Raw genomic sequence first — 15,390 nt, 5'->3', positions numbered from 1 at the left:
CGCGCGGGCGAGCAGACATCCCCCCAGGTGGCGCGCGCAGTCGGACTTCCCCGCAACGCGGGACACAGGCGGCGGGTTGATCAGTGGCAGCAGATCAACCCGCCGTTTCCATTTCAAGGGGCGCGACAGCGCAGGCAGGGTACGACAAAGTGAGCCGTAGGTTCAGAGGCGAAGGCCAACATAAGGTCGACAGCAAGGGGCGGGTGTCCATCCCGGCCTTCTTTCGCCGTGTGATCGAGGCCGCCGACCCCAACTGGACCCCGGGCAACCCGCCGGAACTGGTCATCGTCTATGGCGATCACCGCCGGAATTTCCTCGAATGTTACACGATGGAGGCCATTGAGGAGGTCGATGCCAAGATCGACGCGCTGCCGCGCGGATCGATGCAGCGCAAGATGCTGCAACGGCTGTTTCACGGTCAAAGCTTTCCGACCTCGATCGATGACACGGGCCGCCTGGTGCTGCCCGCCAAGCTGCGCAACAAGATCGAGCTCGACGGCGAGGCGTTCTTCATTGCCGCCGGCGATACCTTCCAGATATGGAAGCCCGAGACTTACGAGGCCGAGGAACTGGCCCGCACCGAAGACTGGCTGGACGACCTTCCGGAGAATTTCGATCCGCTGGAATTCCTGGATGGCGCGCCGGGGGCCTGACGATATGGCGGCTCCTTCCTCCGCGTCCTCCGCCCCTCATGTTCCTGTCCTGCTGCGCCCGCTTCTGGCGGCGGTGGCACCGGTCACGGGAACATGGCTGGACGGCACGTTCGGCGCGGGCGGCTATACCCGCGGATTGCTGGAGGCCGGCGCCGCGCGCGTGATCGCGGTGGACCGTGACCCGGTGGCCTTTGAAATGGCCAGATCGTGGTCCGACCGATACGGCGACCGGATCGTGATGCAGCAGGGCGTGTTTTCAAAGATGGACGATTACGCCACCGATCTGGATGGCGTCGTGCTGGATCTGGGCGTGTCCTCGATGCAGCTCGACCAGGCGGAGCGCGGGTTTTCGTTCATGCGGGACGGCCCGCTGGACATGCGGATGAGCCAGGAGGGCCCGTCGGCCGCCGACATCGTGAACACGGCCGAGGAAGAGGTGATCGCCAATATCCTGTTCCAGTACGGCGAGGAACGCGCCAGCCGCAGGATCGCGAAGGCCATCGTGCGCGCCCGCAGCGAGGCGCCGATCACCACCACGCTGCAACTGGCGCATCTGGTCGAGGGGTGCCTGCCGCGTCAGAAACCCGGACAGTCGCACCCCGCCACGCGCAGCTTCCAGGCGCTCAGGATTGCGGTGAACGATGAATACGGCGAATTGTTCCGCGGGCTCATGGCGGCTGAACGGGCGCTCAAACCGGGCGGCAAGCTTGCGGTCGTGACCTTTCATTCGGTCGAGGACCGGATGGTCAAGCGGTTCCTGACCGCGCGGTCGAACGCTGGCGGAAAGGCCAACCGCTTTGCCCCCCAGATCGAGGAGGACGCGCCCCGCTTCACGCTGAAATCCCGCAAGGCTATCGGCCCGGATGCGCAGGAACTGGCGGAGAACCCGCGCGCGCGGTCGGCCAAGTTGCGGGTCGGCATCCGGACGGATGCGCCAGCGGGCGCCGTGGATGCGAAAAGCCTCGGAATGCCGATGGTCAAGGGAGACTTCTGAATGCGGACAATCCTGTTCATCCTGACAACGCTGTCGGTCATCGGGCTGGCCTTCTGGGCCTACCGCGAAAACTATGCCACGCAAAAGGCGCTGTCGGACACGCAGGAACTGCGCCGCACGATCCGCGCCTCGCATGCGCGGCTGGCGGTGCTGCGGGCCGAGTGGGCGTATCTGAACCGGCCCGACAGGCTGCGCGATCTGGCCGAGTTGAACTTCGACCGTCTTGGGCTTTTGCCGCTGCACCCCGATCAGTTCGGCCGCGTGGACGAGGTCGCCTATCCGCCCGATCCGCTGCTGCCGATCACGAACCCGGTCGATGTGTCCAACATGACCGCCGCCACGGGGGATCAGCCATGATCCGCACGCCCCTGCGCCCCTTGGCGCGCATCCTCGATGCCCGGTCGCGCGGCGAGAACCCGGAAGCGATCGAGCGTGAAAACATCCGCATCCGGCACGAACAGATGCGCGACCAGTCGCGCCAGCGCGCCGAGGGGCGGCTTTTGGTGCTGGGGGTGTTTTTCCTTTGTGCCTTTGCGGTGGTGGGCGGCCGCATGGGCCTTTTGGCCACGTCGGAGCCGTCGGAGCCGCGCGCCGAGGCGCCCGGGTCCATCATCAGCGCCAGCCGCGCCGATATCGTGGACCGCCACGGCAGTCTGCTGGCCACGAATTTCGAGACCCACGCGCTTTATGCGCAGCCCCCCGCGATGATCGACCCGGCGCATTCCGCGCGCGAACTGGCGCGGATATTCACCGATCTTGACGAAGCGGCGCTGCTCAAGCGGTTCACCGGCAAACGCAAGTTCCTGTGGATCAAGCGCAAGATCAGCCCCGAGCAGATGCAGGCGGTGCATGAAATCGGCGATCCCGGCCTGCTGTTCGGCCCGCGCGACATGCGCCTATACCCCAACGGCACGCTGGCGGCGCATGTTCTGGGCGGCGCGAGCTATGGCAAGGAAGGGGTCAGCGCGGCGGAAGTGATCGGCGTGGCGGGTGTCGAGAAGTATTTCGACGATTACCTGCGCGATCCCGCCAACGGCAATACCCCGCTCGAGCTGTCGCTTGACCTGACGGTGCAGGCCGCCTCCGAGCGGGTGCTGTACGGCGGCATGAAGCTGATGAACGCCAAGGGCGCGACCTCGATCCTGATGGATGTCTATACCGGCGAGGTGGTCAGCGTCGTGTCCCTGCCCAGCTTTGATCCCAACGACCGGCCGCGCCCGGCGACCAAGGGCGATGCCTCGGACAGCCCACTGTTCAACCGGTCGGTGCAGGGCGTGTACGAGCTTGGCTCGACCTTCAAGATCTTCACGGCGGCGCAGGCGATCGACCTGGGGCTGGTCAACGCCGAGACGATGATCGAAACCGCCGGACCGATGCGCGTCGGCGGCCATTCCATCGGTGAATTCCGCGGCAAGAACTATGGCACGATCAGCGTGGCGGATGTGATCGTGCACAGCTCCAACCGCGGCACCGGTCGGCTGGCGCTGCAGATCGGCGCCGAACGGCAGAAGGCATTTCTCGAAAGCCTCGGCTTTTTCGAGGCGACCCCCTTCGAGATCGTCGAGGCCTCGGGTGGAAAACCCTTGCTGCCGTCGCGCTGGACCGACCTGAGCAGCGTGACGATTTCCTACGGGCACGGCATGTCGAGCAGCGCGATGCACCTGGCGGCCGGGTATTCGGCCATCGCCAACGGCGGCCGCAAGGTCGAACCGACGATCCTCAAGCAAAGGGGCCCGAGGATGGGCCCGCGCGTGATGTCGGAGGAGGCCGCACGCGATGCGCGGGCGATGCTGCGCAAGGTCGTGACCAGCGGCACCGCCAGCTTTGGCGAGGTCGAAGGCTATGCCGTGGGCGGCAAGACCGGAACCGCAGACAAGCCGCGTCCACAGGGGGGCTATTACACCGACAAGGTGATCGCGACCTTTGCCGCGATGTTCCCGGCTAACGACCCGCGCTATGTGCTGATCGTGACGCTGGACGAACCGGTCGAGACCTCGGGCGACAAGCCGCGCCGCACGGCGGGCTGGACGGCCGTTCCGGTGGCCGCCGAAATGATCCGTCGCGTCGCACCGCTTCTTGGATTGCGACCAACCGTTGAACCGGTCGATCTGTCAGGTATAACGCTCACCAGCAACTAAGCCGCAAAGGCACAGGTTTATGGGCGAGCGCGCCGTTTCTCTATCCTCCCTCGGGCTCACGGCGCGGTCCGGGGCCAATCCCCGGATTACCGGCATCGCCGTGGACAACCGCCAGATCCGCAACGGATTTCTGTTCGCGGCCATGCCCGGCAGCCGGGTGCATGGCGCGACGTTCATCCAATACGCACTCGAGATGGGGGCCGCGGCGATTCTGACCGATCCGGCCGGCGCGCGCATCGCGGCGGCGGCGCTCGCGGCGTCAGATGCGGCGCTGGTCGTGACCGACGCCCCGCGCGAGGCGCTGGCGCGGACGGCGGCGATCTGGTTCGGCGCGCAGCCCGCGACCATGGTCGCCGTCACCGGCACCAACGGCAAGACCTCGGTCAGCACCTTCGTGCGCCAGATCTGGATGGAAATGGACCTGCCGGCGGTCAATCTCGGCACCACCGGGGTCGAGGGGGCATGGACCGCGCCGCTCGCGCATACCACGCCCGAGCCCATTACCCTGCACCGTACGCTGGCCGCGGCCTTTGCCGAAGGCATCACCCACGCCGCGATGGAGGCGTCAAGCCACGGGCTTGACCAGCGGCGGCTGGATGGCGTGACGCTGACCGCGGCGGGGTTTACCAATTTCACGCAGGACCATCTGGATTACCACGCCAGTTTCGACGCCTATTTCGACGCCAAGGCGGGGCTGTTCGCGCGGGTCCTGCCCGAAGACGGCGTGGCGGTGATCAATATCGACGATCCGCGCGGCATCGACATGGCCGCGATTGCCAAGGCGCGCGGCTGTGCGGTGCTGACCGTTGGGCGCGATGGCGGCGATCTGCATCTCGATGCGCAGCGCATGGATGCGACCGGGCAGGACGTGCGGTTTTCCTATCGCGGCAAGACTTACCAGACGCGGCTCAACCTGATCGGTGGGTTTCAGGCAGATAACGTGATGCTGGCGGCGGGCCTGGTGATCGCCTGCGGCGGTGAGCCCGCGCGCGTGTTCGAGACATTGGTGCATCTGAAAACTGTGCGGGGCCGGATGCAACTGGCCGCAACCCGCGACAACGGCGCGGCGGTGTTCGTCGATTACGCCCATACGCCCGACGCCATCGCGACCGCGCTGGCCGCGATGCGCCCGCATGTGATGGGTCGCCTGGTGGCGATCGTGGGCGCGGGCGGCGATCGCGACCGGGCCAAGCGCCCGCTGATGGGACAGGCGGCCGCGGATCACGCCGACCTCGTCATCGTGACCGACGACAACCCCCGTTCCGAAGACCCCGCAGCGATCCGCGCCGCCGTTCTGCAAGGGGCGCCGGGGGCTTTCGAAGTGGGCGACCGCGCCGAAGCGATCCTGCGCGGTATCGACGCGCTGGGGCCGGGGGATGCGCTGCTGATCGCGGGCAAGGGGCACGAGACCGGCCAGACCGTGGGCGACGACGTTCTGCCCTTTGACGATGTGGAGCAGGCGAGCGTTGCGGTCGCGGCCCTGGACGGGAGACTGGCATGAGCCTTTGGACGAGCGAGGAGGCCGCGAAAGCCACCGGCGGCCGCGCGCAGGGAAACTGGTCCTGCGACGGGGTGTCGATCGATACGCGGACCCTGCAGCCGGGCGATCTTTTCGTTGCCCTGACGGCGGCCCGCGACGGGCATGATTTCGTCGCGCGGGCGCTGAACTCCGGGGCGGGGGCCGCGATGGTGACCCATGTGCCCGAGGGCGTGGCCGCGGACGCGCCGTTGCTGATCGTCGATGACGTGCTCGAAGGGCTTCGGGATCTGGGCCGCGCGGGGCGCCGCAGGACGGATGCGCGCGTGGTGGCCGTGACGGGCAGCGTCGGCAAGACCTCGACCAAGGAAATGCTGCTTTCGATCCTGTCGGATCAGGGGCGGGCGCATGCCTCCGTGGCCAGCTACAACAACCACTGGGGCGTTCCGCTGACACTGGCGCGGATGCCCGCGGATACCGAATTCGCGGTGATCGAGATCGGCATGAACCACCCCGGCGAAATCGCGCCGCTGGCACGTCTGGCGCGGCCGAATGTGGTGCTGGTCACCACGGTGGCGGCCGCGCATCTCGAAGCCTTCGAGAACGTGGCCCAGATCGCCGTCGAAAAGGCGTCGATCATCGAGGGTTTGGAGCCGGGCGGGATTGCCGTGCTCAATAACGATGTCGAAACCGCGGCGATCCTGGCGGCCAAGGCCATCGATTGCAGGGTGCGCGATATCGGGTTCGGAGAATATGGTTTCGATTTCAAGCTGCTGAAGGCGGATGTTCAGGGCGATACGACCGTGGTGCAGGCCGAGGCGCAGGGCGCGCCGCTGCTCTACAAGATCGGCACGCCGGGGCGGCATTTCGCCCTCAACGGCCTGGGGGCGCTGGCCGCCGCGCAGGCGCTGGGCGCCGATCTGGCGCTGGCCGCCGCGAGCCTTGGCCGCTGGACGCCCTATGCCGGCAGGGGCGTGCGCGAGACGATCCTGCTGGATCCCGTCGAGACGCATCTGACGCTGGAGCTGATCGACGACAGCTATAACGCCAATCCCACCTCGATGGCCGCCGCGCTGGAGGTGCTGGCGGGCAGTGCGGTCACCCATGACATCGGGCGCGTGTCCAAGGGCCGGCGCATCGCGTTTCTGGGTGACATGAAGGAACTGGGACCGGACGCGGTGGCCCTGCATGCGGGTCTGGCGCATCTGGAGGCGACGAAAACCCTGGACGTGGTGCATTGCATCGGGCCGCTGATGCGGGCGCTGTTCGATATCCTGCCCGAGCACCAGCGCGGCAGCTGGACCGAAACCTCTGCCGAGATGGCCGAGGGCCTGCGCCACAAGCTTGACAGTGGCGACGTGGTGCTGGCCAAGGGGTCATTGTCGATGGGTCTTGCACGGATCGTTGACGCGATCCGCAAAATGGGCCATCCCGCCGCGGACGCGACCGATCCGGACGCGCTGACATAAGGACTGCACGACATGCTTTACTGGTTGACCCTTCTGTCGGATGGCGGCGACGTCTTTAATCTGTTTCGCTACATCACCTTTCGCGCGGGGGGGGCTTTTCTGACGGCGCTCGTGTTCGGGTTCATCTTCGGCAAGCCGCTGATCTCGGTGCTGCGCCGCCGCCAGGGCAAGGGTCAGCCCATTCGCGGCGACGGCCCGGAGGGGCATTTCGCCAAGGCGGGCACGCCGACGATGGGCGGGCTGCTGATCGTGGGGGCGTTGCTGACGTCGACGCTGCTCTGGGCGCGGCTGGACAATGCGTTCGTGTGGATCGTGCTGTTCGTCACCGTATCCTTTGCCGCCATCGGGTTTGCCGACGACTACGCCAAGGTCAGCAAGCAATCCTCGGCCGGGGTGCCGGGCAAGCTGCGGCTTTTGCTGGGGTTTCTGATCGCCGGTGTGGCGGCCTACCTGGCGGCGCAGGCGCATCCCGAGGCCTTGCAGAACCAGTTGGCGCTGCCGGTGTTCAAGGACACCCTGATCAACCTGGGGTATCTGTTCATTCCGTTTTCCATCATCGTGATCGTGGGATCGGCCAACGCCGTGAACCTGACCGACGGGCTCGACGGGTTGGCGATCATGCCGGTGATGATCGCCGCCGGAACGCTGGGGGTGATCGCCTATGCGGTGGGCCGCGTCGATTTCACCGAGTATCTGGATGTGCACTACGTGCCGGGCACCGGCGAGATCCTGATCTTTTCCGCCGGGCTGTTCGGCGGGGGGCTGGGCTTTTTGTGGTACAACGCGCCACCGGCGGCGGTGTTCATGGGCGATACCGGGTCGCTGGCGCTGGGCGGGGCCCTGGGGGCGATCGCGGTATCCACCAAGCACGAACTGGTGCTGGCGATCGTGGGCGGATTGTTCGTGGTCGAGGCGCTGAGCGTGATCATCCAGGTGTTGTATTTCAAGCGCACCGGCAAGCGCGTGTTCCTGATGGCGCCCATTCATCACCATTACGAGAAGAAGGGCTGGGCGGAGCCGACCATCGTGATCCGGTTCTGGATCATCTCGCTGATCCTGGCGATGATCGGGCTGGCGACGCTGAAGGTGCGCTGAGGCCGGGCCTGCGCCTGCGGCGGGCGTGCATGGGGGCCAGCCCCCATACCCCCGGAGTATTTCCGACCCAAAGAAGGGCGGGACGCGGTCAGAACACCGACCAGTCCATTTCGCGGGCAAGGCGGGCCATGGCCTCGGTGCCCTTGAGGGAGTTGCCGTAGCGGTTGAGGCCCGGCGACCAGACCGCCACGCTGGCCCGGCCGGGCACGATCGCGAGGATGCCGCCGCCGACGCCCGATTTGGCGGGCAGGCCCACGCGGTAGGCGAAATCGCCCGAGCCGTCGTAGTGCCCGCAGGTCATCATCAGCGCGTTGAGGCGGCGCATCCGTCCGGCGGAGATGAGCCGCGGCGCCTCGGCGGCCTCGACGAGGAAGAGGCCGGCGCGGGCCAGTTGCAGTACGCTCATTTCAATCGCGCAGTGGTGGAAATAGGTGCCAAGCGTCCGTTCGGGCGTGTTTTTCAGATTGCCGCAGGAGGCCATGAAATGCGCCAGCGCGAAGTTGCGGTGGCCATGCGCGAATTCGGAGCGCGCCACGGCGTCGTTGATGTGAATGTCGCGATCATCGGCGGCGGCGCGGATGAACTGCACGATTTCGGCCAGCGTGTCGCGGGGCGCGCGCCCGGCGAGGATTTCGTCGGTGACCGCGATGGCGCCGGCGTTGATGAAAGGGTTGCGGGGGCGGCCCTGTTCCTGCTCGAGCTGGACGATGGAGTTGAAGGCCCGGCCCGAGGGTTCGCGGCCCACGCGGGTCCACAACTGATCGCCGGAGCGACCGAGGGCGATTGCCAGCGTGAACACCTTGGTGATGCTTTGCGCCGAGAACGGCACATCGGTATCGCCTGCGGTGAAGGTGGTGCCATCGGCGAGGACGGCGGCAATGCCGAACTGCGCGGGGTCCACCCCTGCGAGTTCCGGGATATAGGCCGCAACGTCGCCCCAGTCGCCATCCGAATGCATGTCGTCGCTGAGCCGGGTCAGGATGGATTGCAGGTCTGTCATGGGCGCCTCTCTTGCGTCTGCTGCGCCGCGGTGGTTTGTGGAGCAGGGGCAGGATGCCCGAAACGTGGTGCGGATAACAGGAACGATGGCATGATACCAGTTCAGGGCCTTGCGGGGGCGGTTGTGGCGGTTCTGGGGCTCGGGCGTTCGGGTCTGAGCGCGGCGCGGGCGCTGGCGGCGGGCGGTGCGACACCGCTGTGCTGGGACGACAACCCGGCGGCGCGGGCGCGGGCCGAGGCGGAGGGTTTAGCCTGCCGTCCGCTGAGCCGGATCGAGGATTTCGACGAGATCGCCCGCCTGGTGGTCAGCCCGGGGATCCCGCATCTTTATCCGGCGCCCAATACGGTCGTTGCCGCCGCGTTGGAGGCGGGTGTGCCGGTGGACAACGACATCGGCCTGTTTTTCCAGTCTTTCGCTACCGGCGACTGGGCCGCGTTCGACACGCCGCCACGGGTGATCGCGGTGACCGGATCGAACGGGAAATCCACGACCTCGGCGTTGATCCATCATGTCCTGACTTCGGCGGGACGGCCCAGCCAGCTTGCGGGCAACATCGGGCGCGGGGTGCTGGACATCGAGCCGCCGCAGGACGGCGAGGTGGTGGTGCTCGAGTTGTCGAGCTACCAGACGGAGCTGGCGCGCAGCCTGACACCCGATGTGGCGGTGTTCACCAACCTGAGCCCCGATCACCTGGATCGGCACGCCGGCATGGGCGGCTATTTCGCGGCCAAGCGGCGGCTGTTCGCCGAAGGCGGGCCCGACCGGGCGGTGATCGGAGTGGACGAGGCGGAGGGGCGGTTTCTGGCCGGGCAGATGGCGGAGGGGCGCGGCGACGACCGCGTGATCCGTGTGTCCGTCACCCGCAAGCTGACCGGACCGGGCTGGCAGGTCTTTGCGCGCAAGGGGTTCTTGTCGGAGTATCGCAAGGGGCGCCAGGTCGGGTCCATCGACCTGCGCGGCATCGAGGGGTTGCCGGGGGCGCACAATCACCAGAATGCCTGTGCCGCCTATGCCGCGTGCCGTGGCCTGGGTCTGGCGCCGAAAGGGATCGAGGCGGCGTTCCACAGCTTTGCGGGTCTGCCGCACCGCAGCCAGACCGTGGGCGAGGCGCGCGGCGTGCGGTTTGTCAACGACAGCAAGGCCACCAACGTGGACAGCGCGGCCAAGGCGCTTGCCGCGTTCCGCAACATCCGCTGGATTTGCGGAGGGCTGGAGAAGGACGGTGGCCTGGCGGGCCTGGGCGATCTGTCCGCCAGCGTGCGCAAGGCCTATGTCATCGGACGTGAGGCGGCGGGGTTCGCCCTGCAGTTGGAGGTCGAGGCGGAGGTCTGCGGCACGATGGCGGTGGCGGTGGCGCGCGCGGTCGAGGACGCGGAGCCCGGCGATGTGGTGCTGCTGGCGCCGGCGGCGGCAAGTTTCGACCAATACGACAATTTCGAGCAGCGTGGCGATGATTTCGTGGCGGAGGTGGCGCGCCATCTTTGATGGCCGCGCCGAGGCGGGGGCACTGCCCCCGAACCCCCGCGGTATTTCGCGCCATTTGGAAGGGCAGGAGGGCGTCAGGCCGAGAGCGCGCGCGCCGCGGCCATGCCGGAGGACCACGCCCACTGGAAGTTGTAGCCGCCGAGCCAGCCGGTGACGTCGACCGCTTCACCGATGATGTAGAGGCCCGGCACGGATTTGACCGCCATGGTGGCGGAGTTGAGCGCATCGGTGTCGATACCGCCCAGCGTGACCTCTGCGGTGCGGTAGCCTTCGGTGCCGGAGGGGTGCAGTTGCCAGCCTTGCAGGGCTTCGGCGAGCTGTCGAAGGCTTGCATCGGAGCGATCGCCAAGATTTCCCGACAGGTCCATCGACGTGGCCAGATGTTCGACGAGGCGGGCGGGAAGCAGGGTGGAGAGTTCGGTCGTGAGGTTGCGCCTGCCCCGCTGCTGGCGGCGGAGGCGCAGGGTGTCGAAAAGGTCGGCGTCGGGTGACAGATCGACGGTCACCGGCTGGCCTTCGCGCCAGTAGGAAGAGGCCTGCAGGACCGCAGGCCCCGAGAGGCCGCGATGGGTGAAGAGGAGTGCCTCTTTGAAGCTGGTGGCGTTGGCGGTGACGCGGGCGGGGGCCGCGACGCCGGCGAGGGGGGCAAAGCGGCCTTCGGCGAAGGTGAAGGGCACCAGCGCGGGGCGTGTGTCGGTCACGGGGATGTCGAATTTCGCCGCGATGTCATAAGCGTAGCCGGTGGCGCCCATCTTGGGGATGGACTTGCCGCCGGTGGCCAATACGGCGTTGCGGGCGGTAACGTCGGTTTCCTTGCCGTCGCGCGAGAGGGTGAGTGCGAAGCCCTGCGGCAATTTTGCAAACTGCGTCACACTGGTTTGCAAATGCAGATCCACGCCCGCGTCCTGCATCAGCCGGCGCAGCATCGCGACGATGTCCTTGGCGGAGTGGTCGCAAAACAGTTGACCGAGCGTTTTTTCGTGCCATGCGATGCCGCTGCGGTTCACCAGATCGATGAAATCCCACTGGGTGTAACGGGCCAGCGCGGATTTCGCGAAATGCGGGTTCTGCGACAGGAATGCCCGGGGATCGCAATGCAGGTTGGTGAAGTTGCACCGCCCGCCGCCCGAGATGCGGATTTTCTCGCCCGGAGCGCGGGCATGATCGACCAGCAGCACGCGACCGCCGGCATGGGCCGCGCACATCATGCCGGCGGCGCCTGCGCCTATGATCACGGTGTCGAAGTGCATGGGCGCGAAGTGGCGTGATTTCGCCCAAATGACAAGGCCCGGCGCGCCCAAGAAGGGTAGCGTGATCGGAAATTCCGGGTTACTGTGCCACCTGAGACCCCGAAAAGGGGCGCAAGCGAGGCAGTGTAAAGCGAGTACCCCATGACAGAGATGGTCTATGGCGCAGTTCCGGTTCGTGATGGCGAGCCGATCCTGCCGAAATGGTGGCGCACGATCGACAAATGGGCGATGTCGTGTGTTCTGATGCTGTTTGCCGTCGGGCTTTTGCTGGGGCTTGCGGCGTCGCCGCCCTTGGCCGCCAAAAACGGGTTCGAGCCGTTTCACTATGTCCAGAGGCAGGCGTTTTTCGGTGGCCTGGCGCTGATCGCGATGCTGTTGACGTCGATGATGTCGCCCACGGTGGTGCGGCGGCTGGCGGTGCTGGGGTTCCTGGTGTCGTTCGTGGCGCTGGTGTTCTTGCCGTTTTTCGGGACCGATTTCGGCAAGGGGGCGATGCGCTGGTACAGCCTTGGCTTTGCCAGCATCCAGCCGTCGGAGTTCCTCAAGCCCGGATTCGTGGTCGCGGCGGCATGGATGATGGCGGCCTCGCTCGAGCTGAATGGACCGCCGGGGCGGTTGTGGTCCTTTGCGCTGTGCATCGCCATCGTGCTGATGCTGGCGATGCAGCCCGATTTCGGACAGGCCTGCCTGGTGCTGTTTGGCTGGGGCGTGATGTATTTCGTGGCCGGTGCGCCGATGCTGCTGCTGGTGGGCATGGCGGCCTGCGTGGTGCTGGCGGGCAGTTTCGCCTATTCCAACTCGGAGCATTTCGCGCGACGGATCGACGGTTTTCTGTCGCCTGACGTGGACCCGACGACGCAGCTTGGCTATGCCACCAACGCGATCCGCGAGGGCGGGCTGTTCGGTGTCGGCGTGGGCGAGGGGCAGGTGAAATGGTCGCTGCCCGATGCGCATACCGATTTCATCATCGCCGTGGCGGCAGAGGAATACGGCCTGATCCTGGTGCTGGTGATCATCGCGCTTTATACTGGCGTGGTGGTGCGGTCGCTGGTGCGGCTGGTGCGCGAACGCGATCCGTTCATCCGGCTGGCGGGCACGGGCCTTGCCTGCATGTTCGGGGTGCAGGCGATGATCAACATGGGCGTGGCGGTGCGTTTGCTGCCCGCCAAGGGCATGACCCTGCCGTTCGTCAGCTATGGCGGCAGTTCGGTCATCGCCAGCGGCATCGCCGTGGGCATGTTGCTGGCCTTTACCCGCACACGCCCGCAGGGCGAGATCAGCGATCTGCTGTCGCGGGGCCGCAGCCGATGACCGACGCGCCGCTTCTCGTCATCGCCGCGGGCGGCACGGGGGGGCATATGTTCCCCGCCCAGGCGCTGGCGGAAGCGATGCTCAGGCGTGGCTGGCGCGTCAAGCTGTCCACCGACGTGCGCGGCGCGCGGTACACCGGCGGCTTTCCGCATTCGACGGAAATCGAACAGGTCGGCAGCGCCACGACCGCGCGCGGCGGGACGCTGGCCAAGCTGACCGCCCCCTTCAAGATCGGCGTGGGCATTTTGGGCGCGATTTGGCGCATGTGGCGCGACATGCCTGACGTGGTCGTGGGCTTTGGCGGCTATCCGACGATCCCGGCGATGGCGGCGGCCTACGGTCTGCGCCGTCCGCGGATGATCCATGAACAAAACGGTGTTCTGGGGCGGGTGAATTCCGTCTTTGCCAGGCGCGTCGATCTGGTGGCCTGCGGGACATGGCCCACCAACCTGCCCGATGGCGTCGATGGGCATCACGTCGGCAACCCGGTGCGCGCTGCGGTGCTGGACCGGGCGCGCGCGGGCTATATCGTGCCGGGCGATTACCCGATGGAGATTCTGGTGATGGGCGGCAGCCAGGGCGCGCGCGTCTTGAGCGATGTGGTGCCGCCGGCGATCGGCGCGTTGCCGATGGCGATGCTGCGCAATATCCGCGTCAGCCATCAGGCGCGCGACGAAGACCACGCGCGCGTCACCGAGTATTACGCCCAACTGGGCATCGATGCGGATGTGCAGCCGTTCTTTCACGATATACCGCGCCGCATGACCGAGGCGCAGCTTGTCATCAGCCGCGCGGGCGCGTCGACCATCGCGGACCTCACGATCATCGGGCGGCCATCGATCCTGATACCCTTTGCCGCCGCCACGGGCGATCACCAGACGGCCAATGCGCGCGCGCTGGTCGATGCGGGCGGCGCTATCCTGATCCCGGAACGGCACCTGACGCCCGAGGCGCTGGCCGAGCAGATCGTCAATGTGCTGGACAATCCGGACGGTGCGCTGCAAATGGCCAACGCGGCGCTTGGCGTCGGCACGCCGGATGCCACCGACACCCTGGTCGAGATGGTTGAATACCTCGCGCAGAAAGGTCAGATCGAATGAACGCAGCGACGAAACTGCCGGGCGACGTGGGGCCCATTCACTTTGTGGGCATTGGCGGGATCGGCATGTCCGGCATCGCCGAAGTGCTTTTGAACCACGGCTACACGGTGCAGGGGTCCGATCTCAAGACCTCCAAGATCACCGACCGCCTGGTCGAATTGGGCGCGCATATCTTCGAAGGCCAGCGGGCCGAAAACATCGAGGACGCCGAGGTCGTGGTGATCTCGAGCGCGATCAAACCCGGAAATCCCGAACTGGACGCCGCGCGGTTGCGCGGGCTGCCCATCGTGCGCCGCGCCGAGATGCTGGCCGAACTGATGCGGCTCAAGTCCAACATCGCGGTGGCGGGCACGCATGGCAAGACCACGACGACGACGATGGTCGCGGCGCTTCTGGATCATGGTGATTACGATCCCACGGTGGTGAACGGCGGGATCATCCATGCCTACGGATCGAACGCGCGGGTTGGCGAAGGCGAATGGATGGTGGTGGAGGCCGACGAGAGCGACGGCACCTTCAACCGGCTTCCCGCGACCATCGCCATCGTGACCAACATCGACCCCGAGCATATGGAGCATTGGGGCGATTTCGACCGGTTGCGGCAAGGCTTCATGGACTTCGTCAGCAACATCCCCTTTTACGGGCTGGCGGTCTGCTGCACCGACCACCCCGAGGTGCAAAGCCTTGTCGGCAAGATCACCGATCGCCGCGTGATGACCTATGGCTTCAACGCGCAGGCGGATGTGCGGGCGGTCAATTTGCATTACAAGGCCGGCGTGGCGCATTTCGATGTGGCGCTGCAGGCCGAGGGCACGGTGATCGAAGGCTGCAGCCTGCCGATGCCGGGGGATCACAATGTCTCCAACGCGCTGTCGGCAGTGGCCGTGGCGCGGCACCTGGGCATGAAGCGCGAGGAAATCCGCGCCGCGCTCGCCGGTTTCGGCGGCGTGAACCGCCGGTTCACCCGCGTGGGCGAAGTCGATGGCGTCACGATCATCGATGACTACGGCCACCACCCGGTCGAGATCACCGCCGTGCTCAAGGCTGCGCGGCAGGCGACGGAGGGCCGGGTGATCGCGGTGCACCAGCCGCACCGCTACAGCCGTCTGTCGACCTTGTTCGACGATTTCTGCGCCTGTTTCAACGATGCCGACGTGGTGGGAATCGCGGATATCTATGCCGCGGGCGAAGACCCCATTCCGGGCGCAAGCCGCGACGATTTGGTGGCGGGGCTCATTCGTCACGGCCACCGTCATGCGCGCGCCGTCACCTCCGAAGACGATCTGATCCGGCTGGTGCGCGAACAGGCGCGGCCGGGCGATATGGTGGTCTGTCTCGGCGCCGGCACGATCAGCGCGTGGGCAAATGCGTTGCCTGAAAAGCTCGAGGCGCTCAAGGGGGCGGCCGCGTGATCGCGC

At 66.6% G+C, this 15,390-nt stretch carries 13 protein-coding genes; 11 read left to right on the top strand and 2 right to left on the bottom strand.

Going from position 1 to position 15,390, the window contains the following annotated elements; translation table 11 throughout:
* Positions 1 to 149: 149 nt before the first annotated feature.
* From mraZ to mraY, 7 genes are read left to right on the top strand one after another with little or no spacing between them, the layout of a single operon-like run.
* On the top strand, positions 150 to 653 hold the full coding sequence (gene mraZ, locus FDT80_RS05505; RefSeq protein ID WP_138661199.1) for a division/cell wall cluster transcriptional repressor MraZ: 504 nt from the start codon (positions 150 to 152) through the stop codon (positions 651 to 653).
* Between the two features lie 4 nt (positions 654 to 657).
* The gene (gene rsmH / locus FDT80_RS05500) at positions 658 to 1,647 is read left to right on the top strand and encodes a 16S rRNA (cytosine(1402)-N(4))-methyltransferase RsmH (RefSeq protein WP_138661198.1); all 990 of its coding nucleotides are present in this window, start codon (positions 658 to 660) and stop codon (positions 1,645 to 1,647) included.
* Positions 1,648 to 2,004, top strand: coding sequence for a cell division protein FtsL (gene ftsL / locus FDT80_RS05495; RefSeq protein ID WP_138661197.1), 357 nt, complete (start codon positions 1,648 to 1,650; stop codon positions 2,002 to 2,004).
* Complete coding sequence (locus tag FDT80_RS05490; protein WP_138661196.1) at positions 2,001 to 3,785, top strand: peptidoglycan D,D-transpeptidase FtsI family protein; 1,785 nt, start codon at positions 2,001 to 2,003, stop codon at positions 3,783 to 3,785. The genes ftsL and FDT80_RS05490 overlap by 4 nt, the downstream gene beginning before the upstream one ends.
* Before the next feature lie 19 nt (positions 3,786 to 3,804).
* The gene (locus FDT80_RS05485) at positions 3,805 to 5,286 is read left to right on the top strand and encodes a UDP-N-acetylmuramoyl-L-alanyl-D-glutamate--2,6-diaminopimelate ligase (protein ID WP_138661195.1); all 1,482 of its coding nucleotides are present in this window, start codon (positions 3,805 to 3,807) and stop codon (positions 5,284 to 5,286) included.
* On the top strand, positions 5,283 to 6,731 hold the full coding sequence (locus FDT80_RS05480) for a UDP-N-acetylmuramoyl-tripeptide--D-alanyl-D-alanine ligase (RefSeq protein ID WP_138661194.1): 1,449 nt from the start codon (positions 5,283 to 5,285) through the stop codon (positions 6,729 to 6,731). The genes FDT80_RS05485 and FDT80_RS05480 overlap by 4 nt, the downstream gene beginning before the upstream one ends.
* A gap of 12 nt (positions 6,732 to 6,743) precedes the next feature.
* Positions 6,744 to 7,826: a phospho-N-acetylmuramoyl-pentapeptide-transferase gene (gene mraY, locus FDT80_RS05475; RefSeq protein WP_138661193.1), complete on the top strand. Its 1,083-nt coding sequence runs from the start codon at positions 6,744 to 6,746 to the stop codon at positions 7,824 to 7,826.
* Positions 7,827 to 7,914: 88 nt separating this feature from the next.
* Here mraY and FDT80_RS05470 read toward each other — a convergent pair whose 3' ends face one another.
* On the bottom strand, positions 7,915 to 8,826 hold the full coding sequence (locus tag FDT80_RS05470) for a glutaminase (protein ID WP_138661192.1): 912 nt from the start codon (positions 8,824 to 8,826) through the stop codon (positions 7,915 to 7,917).
* A gap of 90 nt (positions 8,827 to 8,916) precedes the next feature.
* Between FDT80_RS05470 and murD the strand changes: the two genes are divergently transcribed.
* A complete protein-coding gene (gene murD, locus FDT80_RS05465; protein ID WP_138661191.1) occupies positions 8,917 to 10,311 on the top strand; it encodes a UDP-N-acetylmuramoyl-L-alanine--D-glutamate ligase in 1,395 nt (464 codons plus the stop codon).
* A gap of 74 nt (positions 10,312 to 10,385) precedes the next feature.
* On the opposite strand, the gene FDT80_RS05460 is transcribed toward murD, so the two are convergent.
* On the bottom strand, positions 10,386 to 11,519 hold the full coding sequence (locus FDT80_RS05460) for a BaiN/RdsA family NAD(P)/FAD-dependent oxidoreductase (RefSeq protein WP_246039906.1): 1,134 nt from the start codon (positions 11,517 to 11,519) through the stop codon (positions 10,386 to 10,388).
* Positions 11,520 to 11,702: 183 nt separating this feature from the next.
* On the opposite strand from FDT80_RS05460, the gene ftsW reads away from it, so the two are divergent.
* The 3 genes from ftsW to murC are packed head-to-tail and all read left to right on the top strand — an operon-like array spanning position 11,703 to position 15,384.
* Positions 11,703 to 12,872, top strand: coding sequence for a putative lipid II flippase FtsW (gene ftsW, locus FDT80_RS05455; protein ID WP_138661190.1), 1,170 nt, complete (start codon positions 11,703 to 11,705; stop codon positions 12,870 to 12,872).
* Entirely contained in the window at positions 12,869 to 13,972 is a 1,104-nt protein-coding gene (locus FDT80_RS05450) for a UDP-N-acetylglucosamine--N-acetylmuramyl-(pentapeptide) pyrophosphoryl-undecaprenol N-acetylglucosamine transferase (RefSeq protein ID WP_138661189.1), read from the top strand. Before ftsW ends, FDT80_RS05450 begins: the two co-directional genes overlap by 4 nt.
* Positions 13,969 to 15,384, top strand: a complete 1,416-nt coding sequence (gene murC / locus FDT80_RS05445; protein ID WP_138661188.1) for a UDP-N-acetylmuramate--L-alanine ligase — start codon at positions 13,969 to 13,971, stop codon at positions 15,382 to 15,384. Before FDT80_RS05450 ends, murC begins: the two co-directional genes overlap by 4 nt.
* The last annotated feature ends 6 nt before the right edge of the window (positions 15,385 to 15,390 follow it).

Source organism: Sulfitobacter sabulilitoris, assembly GCF_005887615.1.
In the GTDB taxonomy this organism is placed as follows: domain Bacteria; phylum Pseudomonadota; class Alphaproteobacteria; order Rhodobacterales; family Rhodobacteraceae; genus Sulfitobacter_E; species Sulfitobacter_E sabulilitoris.
This window is presented reverse-complemented; position numbering and strand designations above follow the sequence as displayed.